Consider the following 16,502-nt stretch of genomic DNA (forward strand, 5'->3'; position numbering starts at 1 on the left):
CTGCGTCACTGAGCATCCCGCATCACCGTCAATAGCTGTATTAGAGTTGTTCCCGTCAACGGAGGTATTTTCTTATGACCGCTCGAATCCTCGCCCTCTGCAACCAGAAGGGCGGCGTCGGCAAGAGCACGACGACATTCCAGCTTGCCCGCGCCGCGGTGCTCGCCGGTCGCCGCGTGCTGGCCGTCGACAACGACCCGCAGGGCAACCTCACGAGCAACATCACCGCCGAGGAGGTCGACGCCGAGCAGGCGGGCCTGGCCGACGTCCTGAGCACCCGCGCTGACGACACCATGCGCGACGTCATCGTGCCGGGACTATGGCCCGGCCTCGACGTCGTGCCGACGTCCGGGGCCACGCTCGGAAACGTCCGGGACGAACTCGTCATAGCCGGCGCCGGCCGAGAGGTTCGGCTGCGCGAAGCGCTGGCCCAGGTGATCGAGGACTACGACCTGATCCTGATCGACTCCGCGCCATCCCTCGACCAGCTCACGATCAACGCCCTCACGGCGGCTGACGGGGCCGTGATCGTCACCCACACGAAGAAGTGGAGCCTTGACGGACTCGGGCAGCTCCTCGACACGATCGGTAACGTCCAGCGGTACTACAACCCCGGACTGAGCGTTGCCGGAATCATCGTCAATCAGCACGAGGAGCGCACCGTCGGCGGGGCAGCCTGGCTCGACGAGCTCCGCGCGGCCGCCGAGGGCCGCGGGCTGCGCCTGATCGGTCGACCCATCCCCAAGCGCGTCGTGATCGCAGACGCCACCGAGGCCGCGCGCGGCCTCGACGAGTGGGGGAGTGCCGAGGCAACCGCACTCGGAGCGATCTACGCCGAGCACCTGGCAGCTATCGAAGGAGATCCGTCATGAACCGTCCCGCCCCGCGCAAGTCGAGCCTGTCGAGCGCGAGCCCGTTCGATCACCCCACGGCCCCGGAGGCACCCCAGGAGGCTCCCGCAGCGGCTCCCGCCTCCACTACGCCCGCCCCGGCGGCCAAGAGCGCCACAGAGCCGCTGAGCGCCGCTGAGAAGGGGGAGAAGCCCGGCAAGCCCCCGAAGATCACGATCTACCAGCACCCCGACGACTCCGCCCGCATGCGCGGCGCGATCGTCGCCTACATGCGCAACGTTGGCATGACCAACCTGTCGAAGTTCGCCAACGAGGCGATCATGGAGAAGGTCGAGCGCCTCGAAGCCCAATACAACGGTGGGGAGCCGTTCGAGCCCGTCGGCCCGGGCGTGCTGACCGTCGGTCGACCGATGGGGGAGTGATGACATGCCGACGCTGAACCATGCCGCTCGAGAAACGTTGCAGCTCGCAGGGCTGACGTCGCGCCAGTGGGCGCAGCGCCACGGCTATGCGTCCGCGGCCGAGTGGCGCGGCGACGAGTGCGGATGCCCGGATGACCGATGCATCGGCTACCACCACGACGCCGAGGAAGAGTGCGGATGCCTCCCGGCCCTCATCGACGAGCTGCGCCGCGATGAGCGCAAGCTGGCCGACGCGCGCCCCGTGTGGGCCGCGCACGTGCGCGCCACCGAGAGCGGCACGGCCGAGGATCGCGCAGCCGCCGACCAGCTCGCCGCCGCCTGGGTCGAGGAGTACGCGGCGGGCGCGACCTGGCACGCCCTCTCCGACTCACCCCGCGGCATCGTCTACCGCAACCAGTGGAATGACTCGACGTGGCTCATCTACGACGCCGACAGCGATTCGATCGAGACGGCCGAAGTTACGGAAGGAACGAGCGCGCGATGACGTACGAAGAAGAAATCGCGACCGCGATTCTCTATCGACTGCACGCCCCCTACAAGCCAACTGCCGAAGAGTTCGCGGCCGCCGTGGCTCAGGTGAGACGCGATCGAGAAGGCTCCCGCATTCTCGCCAACGACGAGAAGATTCCTGATGACCGCTTCGACCTCCGCTGGGCGCGCAGCCGCGCGACCTATCTCGGAGGCGCAGGGGCAGATGCGCCACTGACTGCGACGCACGTCCAGCAGCTCGTCGACGCGGTGCTTGACCGAGCAGCCGCCGAGCACCCCGGCGCAGAATTCGGCATCACCCTGACTCTGGCAAATGCGCTCCTCCTGCCGAAAGACTCTGACACCCTCTGGCGTAACGGCGGGGCGTATCACGGCCATGTCTACCGCGACTGCTTGGTGACAGAGATTCCCACCGAGGAGCCCGCGCCGATCGACCACCTGGTGGTCGCGTCGCCCGTTGTCGGTACGAGCGCTGAGGCCGATCGCGCAGTGTCGTTCTACGGCGACCTCCGAACGGGAGCGGTGTCGACTGACCTACCCGAGGACATGCGGCCCTGACGCGTCTTGCAGCCGTGATGGGGACCAGATAGGGCTACGGCGTCCGCTGCACCGGAGTCACCGCAGACGCCCAGACCCAGGCGCGATACTCCGTCTCGCGGATCGAGAACACCACGCCGACGGCATCCGCCGTCCACCGCACCGCTACCGCGTCGACGAGCACAGGTTTCGGCCCGAACCGTACCCAAGCTCGCACCGGCTTAGGTCGAGGGTCGATCGTCAACGGTCCGGAGTCCAGCCGCAGCTCCTCCGGCGTGAGCGACTGCAACGGGCCAGCACTCACCACCGTCTGTTCCAAGATGCGCTCACCCATCAGACGGTCGTAATGGTCCGCATAGCGCTTATTGCTCCCGATGGCCGACTCCTCCCCGGCCAGGAAGAGACTACCTCGATTCGAACATGTGTTCGAGTCTGTCGAGTGGGCTACCTCGATCCAGGCTGAGGGTCAGTGAGCCGCGCCGAGTTCGATGAGGAGAACGCCGCCGACGATGAGCACGATACCGAGCCCCATAAGCCAGGTGAACGGTTCCTTGAAGAGGAACTTGCTAAGTACGGCGGTGAGGGCGACGCCGGATGCGGCCCAGATTCCGTAGGCGACCCCGAGCGCCATGCCCCCGGCGAGGGCGAGGGAGAGAGACGTGAACGCGAGGACGTAGCCGACGGCAACGCCGATGTACCAGCGTTTCTTGTCGACGGCCATGCGCAGCGAGAGCGTGCCGACGACTTCGAACACGATCGCGCCGATGAGGAACAGCCAGACCATCACGCGACCTCTGCCTTCTTCTTGTGGCCGGCCTGCGCGCCGAGTTCGACGCAGAGCACACCGGCGATGACGATGACGATTCCGATGCCCATCAGGAGGGTGAGCGGTTCACCAAAGATCACGAGGGACAGGAGCGCGGTCAGGGCGACACCGGAGGCCCCCCAGATGCCGTAGGCGACACCGAGGGCCATGCCCGTGCGGAGCACGAGGCTGAGGAAGACGAACGCACCGAGGTAGCCGACGACCACGAGGGCGTACAGGGCCGGGAGTTCGAGGGCTCCTTTCAGCGAAAGGGAGCCTGTCACCTCCGCGGCGATCGCGCCGGCCAAAAACAGCCAGCCCTTTGCTTTGTTGTTCACTGCGGGTCTCCTTGGTTGATGAGTTGTAGGGCGATGCTGTGGAGCGCGGTGCGCTCGTCGTCGAGGACGGTAGGGATGCCGAGAGCTGCGTTGAACCAAGCGCCGTCGGCAAGTAGGCGGGCAGCGCGCAGTGACGCGCGACTAGCCGCGTCGGCCTCGATGGTGCTCCCAAACCAGGGGTCCAGGCGTTCAGCCCAAAGGGCGCACAGCCGATCGCGAAGGTTGACGTCGGCCAGGAGGGCTAGGTCGCTCTGATCGAACGTGCCAGTCAGGGCGTAGTCGACATAGGCGCGCAGCTTATTAACTGAGCTGGCCTCGTCGGAGGCTCTGGTTCGAAGGTCGCTCTCCCACCTGTCGATAAGTCGATCGACGACGGCCACCGTCAGCGCTTCCTTCGTGGAGAAGTGGTGCACAACGCCGGGCTTCGTTAGCCCGGCCTCACGAGCCACGGCGTCGATGGTCAAGTTCTCCCCTCGTCGGAGAACAGCGATCGCGGAATCAAGCAGCTCGGGTTTCGTAGGCACATTCTCATTTTACCTACCATACGTATGGTAGGTCAACTAGACCGAAAACGATCGTTTACGGCACGGCTGAGCGGGTTGGTAGAGACCTGCCCCGAAACCCCGCCCCGAATCAAAACCCCTTTCGGGACGTCCTGATTTCGGAACAGAGTTTCGGCACGGGTTCATGTGTCCAGGGGCTGTCTCGTCTCGACCTGCCGCATGCGTCCGGCGAGAAGCGCGACGATCGCGAGCAGCGTCGGCGCAACGCCGGCCACGATGAAGATGGCTGGTATCGGCACGATCAGCGACAGAGGCCCGGCGATCGCGATCGAGACGGGCATGAACGCGATCGAGACGAAGAAGTCGAGACTGGCGACACGGCCGATCATTTCGGGTGGCACGAGGCGTTGCAGCAGTGTGCCCCAGATCACCACGCCGGCTCCTGTGGCAGCGCCGACCGCGAAAAGAGTGGCGAGCATCACGATCAGGTTGTTCGCGAGGCCGATGAGCACGAGCGGGAGGGTTCCGCCGCCCCAGAGGCCGATCATGAGTGTCAGGTAGCGGCGGGGCAGTTTCAGTGACGACACGATGAGCGACCCGATGGCGCCTCCGATCCCGTAGGCGGCGAGTAGGAGCCCGAACGTTGCTTCGGCGTTGTCGAATCGGTCACGGGTGAGGAAGGGGAGAAGTACTTCGATTGGTCCCTGGATGATGAGCGCGAGGGACGATCCGAAGATCAGTGTCCACAGCAGCCAGCGGGTGCGGGCGACGTAGCGGACCCCAGCTCGAAGATCCCCCCACACGCTCGTGCGTTCCTCCGACGTCGCCGGAGCGGCTGTGTCCTCCCGGCGGCTGAGGAACAGGGTGATGACGAAGGCGACAGCGTAGGACGCGGCAACGACGACAGCGCCAACGGCGGGGAAGAAGGCCCCGACGATGATTCCTCCAAGGGCGGGGCCGAGGCCCTGGCCCATCGAGGGGCGGAGCGCTCCTTCGAGCCCGTTCGCGGCGAGCAGTTGTTCGGGTGGGAGTACTTGCGGGAGGTAGGCGCTGTAGGCGGGGTAGAAGAACGCGCTGCCCGCGCCCATCGCGAATGAGGCGAGTCCGACATGCCACAGCTCGATCGCGCCCGTGAGGGACAGCACCGCGACGACGGCCATGACCGCCGCGGTAAGTCCCTGCACGGTGATGATGATCCGACGCTTCGAGAAGCGATCGGCTACAACCCCGCCGAGGACCGAGAAAGCGAAGAGGCCGAGGCTGAGCCCGGTAGCGACGGCTGACAGGGCAAGGGGGCTGTCGTCGAGGGCGAGCACCTGGAACACCATGACGATCGTCCACATGCCGGTGCCGAAGACCTCGATACCAACCGCCGCGAACAACAGTCGATAGTCGCGCGTCGCCAGAGGGCGCAGCGCCCGCAGCCGGTCCGGAAGTTCGCGGTTCATGCGAACGCCTCGCTTTCGGTCTTAGCTGCCAGTTGCAGTACGGGCCAGCCGTCGACGTCGCGGAGAAGCTGCCTGTCGTGGGTGGATACGATCACCGCAGCTTGGGTCGCGTTGAGCGCTTCGGTCAGTTCGTCGACGAGTGCGATGGAGAGGTGGTTGGTCGGTTCGTCGAGCAGGAGCACGTGCGGCTTGGTGGCGAGCACCAATGCCAGGTCGAGACGACGTTGCTGGCCCATCGACAGCTCACCTATCCGTTTGCTCGACTCGCGGGCGCGAAGGAGCCCGAGCTGCGAGAGCCCGACGGCCTCGCTTGGCTGGACGGTGCCGGCTGCCACGAGTGTGTCGACGTGGGCCGCGTAGACCTCGCTCGCGCGGCGATCCAGCGGCAGTGCCGACTCTTGGCGCAGAAAAGCGAGCCGGACGTTCTGCGGGCGACGGACGGCGCCGGTGTCCGGGCGCAGGTCGCCCGCTGCGACACGCAACAGCGTGGACTTGCCGGCCCCGTTGGGTCCGGTCACTACCAACCGGCCGCGGTGCGACAGAGAGAGCGTCGCCGGGCGCGTGAGCCTGCCGGCGACGGTCACGTTTTCCACGCTCAGCAGCACCGCTCCGGTTCGGGTCGCAAGCTCCGGGAAGCGAAACACTTGCGGCGGCTCTGGGACGGTCACCGCGTGCGCTTCGAGCTGTTCCTGCCGGCGGTGCACGCTCTGGACGAGCCCGCCCGCGCGCGTCGCCCGTCCGTGCTTGTTGGTTCCCTTCTCTGGTCGCCAGCCCGATACGAGGCGGTTCTGCGCTGAGCTGAGACTGTCCTGCAGTCGCGCGAGCTCGGTCTGCTGTCGCTCGTATTCTTGCTCCCACCGTTCGCGCTCGGCGCGCCGGCCGTCCCGGTAGCCGACGTAGCCGTTGCCGTACACGCGCACCTGATCGTCGGGGGTCGGGTCGAGGTCGACGATCGTCTCCGCGACGTCGGTCAGCAACGCGCGATCGTGGGTGACGACGACCACGCCGCCGGTTCGCGACCGCAGTTGCGCGGTCAGGAACTCGAGGCCGCTCTTATCGAGATGGTTCGTGGGTTCGTCGAGCAACAAGAAGTCGTCGTCGGCGCCGAGCAGGCACGCCAGGCGCACCCGGTACCGCTGCCCCACTGAGAGGTCGTGCAGTCGGCGGTCAGGATCGGTTTCGGCGTGAAGCGCTTCCAGCGCGATCTGCACCCGCCGTTCGGCGTCCCACGCGTCGAGGATTTCGGCGTGCTCCAAAGCGACGGCGTATCGCTCCTCAGCTCCGGCGACGCCCGCCGAGAGTGACGCCGCGGCCGCATCGAGGGCCGCCAGGGCAGCCAGCGGCTGCGCGATCGCTTCCGCGACCGCCTGGCCCACGGTTCTATCGTCGCCGCTAGGCATTTCCTGTTCGGCTATGCCCAGCGTCCCGAGTCGGTGCACGTGCCCGCTATCCGGGCTGAGAGCGCCGCTGAGGACATGAAGGAGCGTCGATTTCCCTCGGCCGTTCTCGCCCACGATCGCTACGCGCGAGGTGGCCGTGATCGTGAGGTCAACATGGCTGAGGACAGGGGTGGCTCCGCGCATCACAGAAACGTCGGACGCGATGAGCTGCGCGCGATGGCGCGCGGGTAGAGGGGTGGTGAGGGAGAGCATTCGTATCCTTCGGAAACGACGCACCGCACGGCTGAGAACCGTGCGAGGGTGCGCAAGATGACGGCGACCCGTGCAGGGTCGAGAACGAGCGGCCGCCGCAGGCTCGGATGACTCAACGAGCGCGGTAGGCCTTACTCAGCCGTCACAGGAAGTACAAATGCACGTCTCGATGGTAGGCGCGATTCTCGCCGCTCGGCAACAGCTCGCGACCTTGTAGGTTTCCGCAATCGCTCGAAACTGATCGATTCCGGCACGAGCTGCGCGGGGGCACTTCTACCCCCCGACACGCCGTGCCGAAACTCCGTGCCGAAACCTCGCACCGGTCCGAAACAGATTTGCGGGTTTTTGGGACGTCCGCCGGGAGAGCAGGGTGTCCGCCGCATGTCGGTACGGTTGTGGGCGTGGAGCTCACCGAATCCTGGCGCGATGTCATGCCGCAGCACCTCTTGGACCGGTATGAGTTCGCAGAGACGCGGAACGCCACAACACTTCTCGCGTCTACGCATCCGGTTGAGTTTGAGCAACTTTGCGCAGTGTTGTCCGAGTTCCACTTCGACGTCGAACGGATAGTTCGGCCGGGTGGGTCAAAGCACCTAATCTCACTCGAACTCGACGAGGCCTTCCGGGAGCTTGGCTGGCGCGAGGGCAGGTACGACCAGGAGCTGACGACGACCCTCACACTTGAGCCCTACCGGGCGGCGGGAGAGGCAGCAAAGCTGCGTCGTGTCAGCCGCAACGAGTACGGCGGCCACAAGATCGACAACGTCCGGGGCCGAATTGGGCTCGACATCGAATGGAACCCGAAAGACGGGAATCTTGACCGAGACTTCGGCAACTTCCGCGCCTTGTACGACGGAGGTGCTCTGGACGTCGGGATCATCCTCACGCGCACGGTCAGCGGGATGCGTGAACTATGGATCGACACCATCGCTCGGAGCAAAGACATAGCCGGCGGCGACGAGTGGTCGCCGGAGTGGCGCCGGCGGCTCGCGAAAACTCCCAACGATCCGCTCGGGACCAGCACCACATCTAACTTTGAGAAGCTGGTTCCGAGAGTGAAGCGAGGTGACGGGGGCGGGTGCCCAATCCTCGCGATCGCCATCACCGCCCGGCTCTACCGCTGGCCGGCCGATCTTGACGCCGCCATCCTCGAACTTGCCGAGTCTGCCGGGACGGGTGCGATCCCGGAACGGTTGGGCCACCGAATGGGTCTCGTTAGCTCGGGTGACATTGCGCCCGAGCTGTTGGACGAAGACGAAGAGGGCTGAGCAGTCTGTCGCGTTAAGCCAGCACGGGAAATCTAAAGATCCAATGTCGCGAGTTTAGATCTTTAACTTGTACGATCTGAGTGTGCCCCCGATCGACAGCATGCCAGCGCTCCCCGACATCGCTCCTCTTCCCACGGTGGAGGGCGGGTTTCAGACCGTTCTCGCCGACCCTCCGTGGCGGTTCGCGAACCGGACTGGGAAGGTCGCGCCGGAACACCGGCGTTTGGATCGCTACGGAACGATGGACCTTGACGACATAAAGGCCTTGCCGGTCGCTGACGTCACCGCGAAGAACGCCCACCTCTATCTGTGGGTTCCCAACGCCCTGCTGCTCGAAGGCATCGAGGTCCTACAAGCGTGGGGTTTCCGATACGTCAGCAACATCGTCTGGGCCAAGCGACGCAAGGACGGCGGGCCCGACGGTCGAGGTGTCGGCTTCTACTTTCGGAACGTCACTGAGCCGATCCTGTTCGGCGTGAAGGGCTCCATGCGCACGCTTGCCCCGGCGCGTTCCACTGTCAACATGATCGAGACGCGAAAGCGGGAGCACAGTCGGAAGCCTGATGAGCAGTACGACCTCATCGAGTCGTGCAGTCCGGGACCGTACTTGGAGTTGTTTGCACGGTACGCCCGTGAGGGGTGGAGCGCGTGGGGTAACGAGGCGGACCGCGAGGTCGTCCCGAAGGGACAGGTTCACCGTGGATACGGCGGTGGAGGGATTGAGCGGGTTCCGCAGCTGGAGCCGCACGAGCGGACGAGCGAATGGCTGTCCCGACGCATTGGAGCGATACTCGCGGACGAATACGAGCGTGGGGCCAGTATCCAGCAGCTCGCAGCTGATACCGGATATAGCATCCAGCGGGTACGCAGCCTCCTGGATCGCGCAGGGGTGAAGAAGCGCAACCGCGGCCGTCCCAGCAAAAACGCGGAGCCAGCATCGGCGCCGGCGCTCACCTGAGCTGGGTCTGTGCCGGCGGCAGAAAGGTCGTACCGAAACTTCTTATAGATCGTTTTCGGGATAGACGGTAGACTGTAGAGACGACGAAGGGAGCCCATCGTGGCTGAAACGTTCACGGTCGAGGAGCGGTGGCCGGAGCTGTTCGCGCAGCTCGACGTGACGCAGCGCGACAGCGTGCGCCAGGCTCTCGCCGCCGGATGGCACGAAGGGTTCACCCCGACCCGTGAGGACGTCGAGAACGTGACCGACTACACGCGTGGGGCGATCGACCTCGCGGAGTACCGTCGACGCGGCCACGCTGCCGCTCGCCGCGCTGCCGGCGTCGTCGGCGCCGGCCGCTGACGTGGCACCCCAGTTCGATAGCTGGGAGTCGTACTTCTACCCCGACACGGTCGACCCGGGCACCGGGATCGGGACGCTGCGCAACCTCTACGAGGAACGCGACGCGCGGGTGCTGTCCCGGATGGAGTACACCGACACCACCGTGCGCGCCGTGCAGCTCGGTAACGGCGAGGTCGACGTGCCGCGCACGTTCGACGGGGCGCACCTACGCGCGATTCACGGGCACCTGTTCCAGGACGTCTACGAGTGGGCGGGGGAGTACCGCACGGTTGAAATGTCGAAGGGTCCGGGCCGCGGATTCGGTGAGGTCAGATCGGGCGAGGTCGACCGGTATCTGTCCGACGCGCGCCAGCTCGTGACGTCGACAGACTGGACGAAGATCAGCCGTAACGACTTCATCGCCACCGCCTCCACGGTGTTCGCCTACGTCAACCAGGCGCACCCCTTCCGCGAGGGCAACGGCCGCACGTCGAAGGTGTTCATGGCCCACGTGGCCGAGCAGTCGCCGTACCGGTTCGACTTCGCCCGTGTGAGCCCGGAGCAGTGGAACGCGGGATCGGCCATGAGCCGACCCGACATGTTCTCCTACGCTCCCGAGCCGGCATCCCTCGTCCCGGTGTTCGCCGCGGTGACCGTCGAGCGCACGGCACCCCAGGCCGGCCCTGACCGGGCCGCTCAGGTCCGTTCCGCGCTCAGTGCGTCGTATCCCCGCCCCGCGGCCGAGGCGACCAGACAACCGCCGCAGCAGGGCACCCAGGCGCGACGGGGGAGCGCCGGCTATCGCTCCGATCGCGGCACCGGCCGGGAGTGACCGTGACCGATCCCGCCGCGAGCAGCGCCGCCGCCGAGCGGCGATCGCGGCCCCGCCGTGAGGGAACCCCGATCTATGACCAGCTCGCCGCCGACCGAGAGCGCCGAGCGCGAGAGCAGCAGGAGGCCGAGTCATGACGAACGTCGTCGGTTACGCGCGAGTGTCCAAGCGTGAGCAGAACCCCGCCGCTCAGGAGGCCGAGCTGCGCGCAGCGGGAGCCGTGCGGGTGTTCGTCGACCACGGCGAATCGAGCCGCCTCGCAGACCGTCCCCAGTGGCTCGCCTGCCTCGACTACCTCAACGAGGGCGACACCCTCCTGGTGCGTCGCCTCGACAGGCTCGGCGGGTCGGAGCGGATCATCATCGAGACGCTGCACGACCTCGACCGCCGGGGCGTGAACATCAAGAGCCTCACGGAACCGATGATCGACACCACGACCCCGATGGGCCGCGCCCTGTTCGGGATGGTCGCCGTCTTCGCGCAGCTCCGCGTCGACACGATCCGGGAGAACACGATGCGCGGTCTCGCGCACGCCAAGGCGCAGGGTCGAGTCGGTGGCCGACCGTCGAAGATGACGCCGGAGAAGATCGCGCAGGCGCAGCAGATGCGCGCCGAGAACCGCAGCCTCGACCACATCGCCGGAGTGCTCAGCGTCGGCAAGTCGACGGTTGCCCGTGCCCTCAGCAAGGCCGATCAGGAGCTCACCCAGGCCCAGCGGTAGCGCCGTCCTGGTCATCACGAAGCAGGACACCCGGAGCCACATCGAGCGCGCCGGCTATCGCGTTCAGCTCGTCGACCGTGAGGCCCGCCGGCCTCGTCAGATGCAGCCGCCGCGTGAGCGTGCGCAGCTTGATCCCAGTCGCGTCAGCCAGCCATTCGACCGTCAGACCCCGAGTGTCGAGCACGCGCCGGATGCGCTGCGCGACCTGCACAGCAATGGATCGCGTCATCGGCCATCGCCCCCCGACTCACCCTCACGAGTGAGCGTGTCGATCACCGTCACGGCCTCGCTCCCCGGCACCGTCACCGATGCCGCCAGCCCGTAACCGGAGCGGCCGTAATCGTAGAGCAGTTGGTCACGCTCACTCACGTTTCGTAGGAGCCGGCCGCGCTCCTCGTCCGACGTCGGCAGCGTCGTTGTCAGCGTTGCGAAACTCACGGGTCCACTCATCGTTCGATCCCATTCCCTTGTTGTGTGTCCGATGAAAGTAGGCAGTTCGGCGGTACGCCGAGGTGCCGGCTTTCTCGGAACACTTGCCGCCTTGCACGCAGCGGAGAGCCGGTCAAGGGGAGCCCGCAGGGCTCTCCCGAAGGGACGCGAAGCGCCCTTGACGGGATCGGGAGCGGAGTGCAACCCCGCAGCGCGGGGACACACGAAAGCCCCACGCCGCAGAGCGGAACGCGGGGCCGGAACCGTGCCAGCGATCAACCCTCCGTAGAAGGCTCCGACTGCGCATCGTCAGCCGCCGCAGGGGCCGAGCCGGACGCAGGCTTGCGCGTCGATCGACGCCGCGTGCGCGCCTTCTTGTCGGGCTCAGAGAACCCGATCTTGCGCAGCTCGTCCGCAGACCATCCGGCGCTCAGCGCGGCCGAGTAGGCGCGCACGTCCTCGCGCTCCGCGGTTGCGATCCGCTCCGCGATCCGTGCCTGTAGATCGGCCAGCTCGCGAGCCGTCTCGTCGCGTACATCACTGAGCGACTGCCGCGCCTCCGCGACGGTACGAACCGCTGTCAGGCGGTCATCCTGTAGACGTCGCGCGCGCTCGATTGCTTCCTCTGGTGTCAGTTGCGTAGCCATGCACCAATCGTACGGATCGAGCCGTTCGAAGTCGACGCCTGTCGACACATCAAAAGCCGGCCGAGGCGAAGCCTCGACCACTCCCGTCTGTCGACGTGAGCGAACCCGAATGGAGTCCCAGACGGAGCAAGCTAAACGATCAGGTGCCCTGATCGGCTTATACCCGTCGACAGCCGTCGGATGGTGCGGCACACTTGATGTGTGCGATCCCCGCAACGGCGGGGTCGCTGCGCTGGCAGGGAGAGGCAGATGGTTGATGAATCCGACGAGACGAACCGCACTGTCGTGCGCCGTCGTCGGGTGGAGGGAGGGCGTCAGCACCGACACGTCGTGCGCGTCACCGCCGAAGAAGAGGGCGAGCTGTACGCCCGTGCCTTGCGTTACCACGTCAGCATTCCCAAGCTCCTGGTTGACTCGGCTCTGGCCGGCGGTTCGGAGAACGCCGCCTCCAATGCGTCGGTGCAGCAAGAGCTTTTGACGACCCTGTTCACAACGCACCGGCTCCTGGCTGGTATTGCGAACAACGTCAACCAGATTGCGCGCGTGGGAAACTCGACGGGTGCGGTGCCGGCCGAGGCCCCCGCGGTACTGGACGCGGCCCGACGAGCCGCAGAGCAGATCGACGAGCTTGTGGACGCGATTGCCGAGGCAATCCGGTGAGCGCAGAGGCGATTGAACGGGGATACGTCTACCGCTTCTACGACCTTGACGGCGGTCTGTTGTACGTCGGCATTACCCGCGACATGTCCCAGCGATTCGCTGCACACAGGCGTGACGCGCTGTGGTGGGTTGACGTCGCAAGCGTCACCGTCGAGGTGACCGCGGGGAGGGCGGAAGCCGAGTACGCCGAGGCCGTCGCAATCCTGTCAGAGCGGCCCGCTCACAACCGGTCGCGACCGTCGGTCGAACGCGCTCGGTCGCGGGTCGAGTCGAGCGGCGTGGACGTGCGTCGTTTGGTCGCGGCTGTCGAACAGTTGCGGATGGAACGCGACGCGCTCCACGTACGAGCGGTGATTGCCGAGGCGACCGCGGCGCACATGGGGAACGTCGCCGCTACCTACCGGGATCGGGCGGCGATCGCTGTCGCGAACATGCGTCACGGCGAGGAGTGCGCTGCGCTCGAATCAGCACGTCTCGCACGAGAGGCGGCAGAGTCGCGGTTGCAGGAGCGTCTTGGCGCCCTGCCGGTGTCTGTGTCGTCGTGGGGTGATGAGCTGTGATGCCGAACGTCACGCGCGGCGATCGGATGGCCGGGCTCGTCACGTACCTCGTCGGCGAAGGACGCCACAACGAACACGAGGAGCCGCACCTGGTGGCCGGCGATCAGGCGCTCATGGCCTGGTACGACGACGCCGAGTTGAGCGGCGAGAACGCGAAGGCGATCGCACGTCACCTGGACCGGCCGCGTACGGCGCGGGGCGTCGACGTGAAGGGCGGGCACGTGTGGCACGCCTCACTGTCGCTGCGCGCCGAGGAGGGCATCCGCACTGACCAGGAGTGGGCGGCGATCGCGCAAGACTTTGTGTCTGCGATGGGGTTCGACGACAACGACGGAACCAAGGCCCCGTGCCGTTGGGTCGCGATCCGCCACGGCCTCTCGCAGGCCGGGAACGACCACGTGCACATCGCCGTGAACCTCGTTCGCGAGGACGGCACGAAAGCATCAACACACCTGGACTACCAGCGCGCGCAGAACGCCGCACGCGCCCTCGAAGTGAAGTACGGCCTGGAGCAGTTGGAGTCGACGAAGGGTGAGCGCGCGACGCGCGGCTACAGCCCCGCTGAGCAGGCCCGCGTCGAGGAGCGATCGGCGCTCATGGCGCAGCGCAAGTACGAACAGCACGCGGCGCGCATCGGGGGAGAGCAGCCCGAATGGCACCGTCTCGACCCGAAGGAACGACAGGCCCGGATAACGGCTGAGGTGCGACTGAACGCACCCCGCAACGACCTCGCGCGCAGCGTCCGAGCAGCGGCCGGCGCGAGCGAGAACGAAGCCGAGTTCGTGCGCCGGCTACGCCGCTCCGGCGTCCTCGTGCGGCCGCGGTTTGCCGAAGGCACCACGGACGTCATCACCGGGTACTCGGTAGCAAGCCGGCCCGCCAACGGCGAACGTCCGATCTGGTACGGCGGCGGCCAGATGGGCCGCGACCTCACCCTGCCGAGGCTCCGCGAAGGATGGCCCGACACCGCCGCGGGAGCGACCGATGCGGCCGCAGAGTGGCAGGCAGCGAAGCGTGGCCGCCGGCCCGTGGCACCTGGCCGTGAGATGCGTGAGCCGGATCCTGAGCTGTGGCAACGGCACACCGAGGAGGTCGCGCAGCTCCGCGAGCAACTGCGCGCCGTCCCGCTCGACGACCGCGACACCTGGTCGACCGTCGCACGACAGACCGCGGGTGCGTTCGCGGCATGGTCGAACGCCGTCGAGGAGACGCCCGGCGACCTGGCCGAGGCATCCGACGCCCTCGCGAAGTCGGCCCAGACCTACCGTCGGCCGGTGAAGCCGCAGCGCGCCGGCCGGGTCGCCATGTCGGGCGCGACCATGCTCCTCGCCAGCGTCGCGCGAGGCGGCCAGGGAACGGCCGCGCAGCTCGCACTCCTGCGCCAGCTCATGAACCTCTCCCAGGCCGTCTACGACGCCGCCAAAGCGGCGGGAGAGGCACGCCAGGCAGCGAACGTCGCCACCGCCGTGCGCGAGCGCGTGATGAACGTCCGCCGCCAGCTCGAAGCGGCCCCCGAGGCCGCGCCGACATCGGCCATCACGGCGACCGCACCGAAGTTCGACCGCTCCGCGATCGTCGACGCATCCGTGCAGGAAGCGCTCGACAAGATGCAGCGCGCGGAGGAGAACCGCAGCAAGACCACCGGCTCGCCGGTCCCCCCACAGGTGGTGGACCCCGCGCGGCCGCGCACCACGACGAAGCCGGGCGCAGATCGCGGCCCGGAGCGATGAGGAAGGAGTCAGATCATGGCCGATGAAAGCGACGGCATCGAGGAGGCATTCGACGGGCAGCTCCGCATCGCCGTCACCGCGGCAGGGCGGATCGGTGAAGCTCTCGCACGCGCCCGCGAGGACGCAGCCCGACGAGCGCAGGCCCAGAGCGAGCAGGAAGCCCGCGAACTGTCGTCACGGTTCGAGGCAGAGAAGCGCGCAGCTCGCGTCGAGCTGGGAAGCGTCCACCGCTCCGACTGGTGGGACCGAGCCACACCGGAGCAGATCGGCGGCGCGCTCACCACGGCGCGCGCGTGGGGATCGGAAGACCCCGAAGCCGTGCGCGCGGAGGGCCGCATCCGCGACGAGCTCCGCACCCGCTACGGCGTCGACGTGAACAACACCGGCGCCGACCCGGCGGCCGTCCAGGCAGCCGTCGAGGCCGAGCAGCTACGCCGGCAGTCGGACACCGAGCGGCAGCGCAGCGCCACCGAACAGGCCGAGGCGGTCGCACTCTCCCGGCAGGCCGACGAGGCAGACCGCGCAGCCGAAGCGGCCCGCACGAGCGCCGACGTCACCCCCGACGAGGGCGAGCGGGAGCAGGCCCAGGTGCAGGCCGAGCGCGAGCAGAACCGCGCCCACGCGACCCGCGAGAAAGCAGAGCCGCTGTACGACTCCGCAGAGCGCCGAGAGCGCGACGCCGACAAGCTCGAACAGCGCGGCGTCGGCAAGGAGGCCGTCAGCGCCAAGATGGCCGCCGACGTCAGCCAGAGCAAGCCCGCCACCGCCGCGGTGAAGGCCCAGCAGACACAGAGCGCGAAGGCGCGCCCGAACCGGTCGCGATCGCCCAAGGTGCAGCGCGCCGAGATTGGGCGATGAGCGCCCGCGGGAAGCGCGTTGCCTGGCCCATAGGGGTCGGGCTCGTCGGCGTGGTCGTCGGTTTCAGCGGGCGGAGCGTGCTCCCGCCGTTCGTGCTTGACGACCCCTTCTGGCGCGCGTTCTGGTCAGGCCCGCCGATGGCAGGTCTGTTCGCCATCGTCGCGGCCGCGATCGCGTTCTACCCGGCATACCGGTCGACGCGGATCGGGCGCGAGAACGCGGCGCACGAGCAGTGGTGGAAGCGAGCGGAATGGGCGCTGGGCCAAGCCGGCTCGGACAACCAGACCGACCGCGAGGTCGCGAACGACGCTCTGGTCGCACTCCTGAGCGACGCGACTGAGACGGAGGGCGCGATGATCGTCCGCACGATCGAGAACTTGCAGGGAACCGGCGCCGCGAGGTGCCTCACTGAAAAGTGAGCGCGAGGGGTGAGCTGGTGCCTCACGAATTGTGAGCGCGAGGCTTGCGGTCAT

At 67.2% G+C, this 16,502-nt stretch carries 24 protein-coding genes; 15 read left to right on the forward strand and 9 right to left on the reverse strand.

The features are described from left to right. Positions 1 to 74 precede the first annotated feature (74 nt). Genes ACQVDU_RS15110 through ACQVDU_RS15125 form a run of 4 tightly spaced genes read left to right on the forward strand, consistent with a single transcriptional unit; the run spans position 75 to position 2,320 of the window. Entirely contained in the window at positions 75 to 872 is a 798-nt protein-coding gene (locus ACQVDU_RS15110; RefSeq protein WP_005053830.1) for a ParA family protein, read from the forward strand. Continuing rightward, positions 869 to 1,273 carry a ParB family protein gene (locus ACQVDU_RS15115; RefSeq protein WP_005053832.1) on the forward strand — a complete coding sequence of 135 codons (405 nt, stop codon included), beginning with the start codon at positions 869 to 871 and terminating at the stop codon, positions 1,271 to 1,273. Before ACQVDU_RS15110 ends, ACQVDU_RS15115 begins: the two co-directional genes overlap by 4 nt. A 4-nt stretch (positions 1,274 to 1,277) precedes the next feature. Continuing rightward, on the forward strand, positions 1,278 to 1,757 hold the full coding sequence (locus tag ACQVDU_RS15120; RefSeq protein WP_443477568.1) for a hypothetical protein: 480 nt from the start codon (positions 1,278 to 1,280) through the stop codon (positions 1,755 to 1,757). After that, complete coding sequence (locus ACQVDU_RS15125; RefSeq protein WP_443477569.1) at positions 1,754 to 2,320, forward strand: hypothetical protein; 567 nt, start codon at positions 1,754 to 1,756, stop codon at positions 2,318 to 2,320. Before ACQVDU_RS15120 ends, ACQVDU_RS15125 begins: the two co-directional genes overlap by 4 nt. 34 nt (positions 2,321 to 2,354) lie before the next feature. On the opposite strand, the gene ACQVDU_RS15130 is transcribed toward ACQVDU_RS15125, so the two are convergent. The 6 genes from ACQVDU_RS15130 to ACQVDU_RS15155 form a co-directional block, all read right to left on the reverse strand. Continuing rightward, positions 2,355 to 2,633, reverse strand: a complete 279-nt coding sequence (locus ACQVDU_RS15130) for a hypothetical protein (protein WP_443477570.1) — start codon at positions 2,631 to 2,633, stop codon at positions 2,355 to 2,357. A 132-nt stretch (positions 2,634 to 2,765) separates the two neighbouring features. After that, positions 2,766 to 3,083: a DMT family transporter gene (locus ACQVDU_RS15135; RefSeq protein ID WP_443477584.1), complete on the reverse strand. Its 318-nt coding sequence runs from the start codon at positions 3,081 to 3,083 to the stop codon at positions 2,766 to 2,768. After that, positions 3,083 to 3,442 carry a DMT family transporter gene (locus ACQVDU_RS15140; protein ID WP_443477571.1) on the reverse strand — a complete coding sequence of 120 codons (360 nt, stop codon included), beginning with the start codon at positions 3,440 to 3,442 and terminating at the stop codon, positions 3,083 to 3,085. The genes ACQVDU_RS15135 and ACQVDU_RS15140 overlap by 1 nt, the downstream gene beginning before the upstream one ends. After that, positions 3,439 to 3,966 (reverse strand): TetR/AcrR family transcriptional regulator, encoded by a 528-nt coding sequence (locus tag ACQVDU_RS15145; RefSeq protein WP_443477572.1) that lies wholly within the window; start codon positions 3,964 to 3,966, stop codon positions 3,439 to 3,441. Before ACQVDU_RS15145 ends, ACQVDU_RS15140 begins: the two co-directional genes overlap by 4 nt. 161 nt (positions 3,967 to 4,127) lie before the next feature. Further along, a complete protein-coding gene (locus tag ACQVDU_RS15150; protein ID WP_443477573.1) occupies positions 4,128 to 5,393 on the reverse strand; it encodes an MFS transporter in 1,266 nt (421 codons plus the stop codon). Continuing rightward, positions 5,390 to 7,045 carry an ABC-F family ATP-binding cassette domain-containing protein gene (locus ACQVDU_RS15155; protein ID WP_443477574.1) on the reverse strand — a complete coding sequence of 552 codons (1,656 nt, stop codon included), beginning with the start codon at positions 7,043 to 7,045 and terminating at the stop codon, positions 5,390 to 5,392. Before ACQVDU_RS15155 ends, ACQVDU_RS15150 begins: the two co-directional genes overlap by 4 nt. Before the next feature lie 401 nt (positions 7,046 to 7,446). On the opposite strand from ACQVDU_RS15155, the gene ACQVDU_RS15160 reads away from it, so the two are divergent. The 6 genes from ACQVDU_RS15160 (at position 7,447) to ACQVDU_RS15185 (ending at position 11,145) form a co-directional block, all read left to right on the forward strand. Then, complete coding sequence (locus ACQVDU_RS15160) at positions 7,447 to 8,313, forward strand: BglII/BstYI family type II restriction endonuclease (protein ID WP_443477575.1); 867 nt, start codon at positions 7,447 to 7,449, stop codon at positions 8,311 to 8,313. Between the two features lie 82 nt (positions 8,314 to 8,395). Next, entirely contained in the window at positions 8,396 to 9,271 is an 876-nt protein-coding gene (locus ACQVDU_RS15165) for an MT-A70 family methyltransferase (RefSeq protein WP_251204923.1), read from the forward strand. Between the two features lie 99 nt (positions 9,272 to 9,370). Then, on the forward strand, positions 9,371 to 9,613 hold the full coding sequence (locus ACQVDU_RS15170) for an antitoxin VbhA family protein (RefSeq protein ID WP_251204924.1): 243 nt from the start codon (positions 9,371 to 9,373) through the stop codon (positions 9,611 to 9,613). A 1-nt stretch (position 9,614) separates the two neighbouring features. Further along, the gene (locus tag ACQVDU_RS15175; protein WP_251204925.1) at positions 9,615 to 10,424 is read left to right on the forward strand and encodes a Fic/DOC family protein; all 810 of its coding nucleotides are present in this window, start codon (positions 9,615 to 9,617) and stop codon (positions 10,422 to 10,424) included. 2 nt (positions 10,425 to 10,426) lie between these two features. Further along, entirely contained in the window at positions 10,427 to 10,561 is a 135-nt protein-coding gene (locus tag ACQVDU_RS15180) for a hypothetical protein (protein ID WP_443477576.1), read from the forward strand. Continuing rightward, positions 10,558 to 11,145 (forward strand): recombinase family protein, encoded by a 588-nt coding sequence (locus ACQVDU_RS15185; protein ID WP_394529621.1) that lies wholly within the window; start codon positions 10,558 to 10,560, stop codon positions 11,143 to 11,145. The genes ACQVDU_RS15180 and ACQVDU_RS15185 overlap by 4 nt, the downstream gene beginning before the upstream one ends. Here ACQVDU_RS15185 and ACQVDU_RS15190 read toward each other — a convergent pair. From ACQVDU_RS15190 to ACQVDU_RS15200, 3 genes are all read right to left on the reverse strand, one after another. Then, the gene (locus tag ACQVDU_RS15190) at positions 11,126 to 11,374 is read right to left on the reverse strand and encodes a helix-turn-helix domain-containing protein (protein ID WP_251204927.1); all 249 of its coding nucleotides are present in this window, start codon (positions 11,372 to 11,374) and stop codon (positions 11,126 to 11,128) included. The genes ACQVDU_RS15185 and ACQVDU_RS15190 overlap by 20 nt on opposite strands. Further along, complete coding sequence (locus ACQVDU_RS15195) at positions 11,371 to 11,595, reverse strand: hypothetical protein (RefSeq protein ID WP_443477577.1); 225 nt, start codon at positions 11,593 to 11,595, stop codon at positions 11,371 to 11,373. Before ACQVDU_RS15195 ends, ACQVDU_RS15190 begins: the two co-directional genes overlap by 4 nt. Before the next feature lie 254 nt (positions 11,596 to 11,849). Further along, a complete protein-coding gene (locus ACQVDU_RS15200; RefSeq protein ID WP_443477578.1) occupies positions 11,850 to 12,221 on the reverse strand; it encodes a hypothetical protein in 372 nt (123 codons plus the stop codon). A 249-nt stretch (positions 12,222 to 12,470) separates the two neighbouring features. Here ACQVDU_RS15200 and ACQVDU_RS15205 point away from each other — a divergent pair, with 249 nt between their 5' ends. From ACQVDU_RS15205 to ACQVDU_RS15225, 5 genes are read left to right on the forward strand one after another with little or no spacing between them, the layout of a single operon-like run. Next, complete coding sequence (locus ACQVDU_RS15205) at positions 12,471 to 12,881, forward strand: MobC family plasmid mobilization relaxosome protein (RefSeq protein WP_443477579.1); 411 nt, start codon at positions 12,471 to 12,473, stop codon at positions 12,879 to 12,881. Next, complete coding sequence (locus ACQVDU_RS15210) at positions 12,878 to 13,441, forward strand: GIY-YIG nuclease family protein (RefSeq protein WP_443477580.1); 564 nt, start codon at positions 12,878 to 12,880, stop codon at positions 13,439 to 13,441. Before ACQVDU_RS15205 ends, ACQVDU_RS15210 begins: the two co-directional genes overlap by 4 nt. Continuing rightward, complete coding sequence (locus ACQVDU_RS15215) at positions 13,441 to 15,171, forward strand: relaxase/mobilization nuclease domain-containing protein (protein ID WP_443477581.1); 1,731 nt, start codon at positions 13,441 to 13,443, stop codon at positions 15,169 to 15,171. Before ACQVDU_RS15210 ends, ACQVDU_RS15215 begins: the two co-directional genes overlap by 1 nt. Positions 15,172 to 15,186: 15 nt before the next feature. After that, positions 15,187 to 16,029 (forward strand): hypothetical protein, encoded by an 843-nt coding sequence (locus tag ACQVDU_RS15220; protein WP_443477582.1) that lies wholly within the window; start codon positions 15,187 to 15,189, stop codon positions 16,027 to 16,029. Beyond that, positions 16,026 to 16,448, forward strand: a complete 423-nt coding sequence (locus ACQVDU_RS15225) for a hypothetical protein (RefSeq protein ID WP_443477583.1) — start codon at positions 16,026 to 16,028, stop codon at positions 16,446 to 16,448. The genes ACQVDU_RS15220 and ACQVDU_RS15225 overlap by 4 nt, the downstream gene beginning before the upstream one ends. Positions 16,449 to 16,502: the final 54 nt, after the last annotated feature.

This window comes from Microbacterium sp. F2, from assembly GCF_052274505.1.
Lineage (GTDB): Bacteria > Actinomycetota > Actinomycetes > Actinomycetales > Microbacteriaceae > Microbacterium.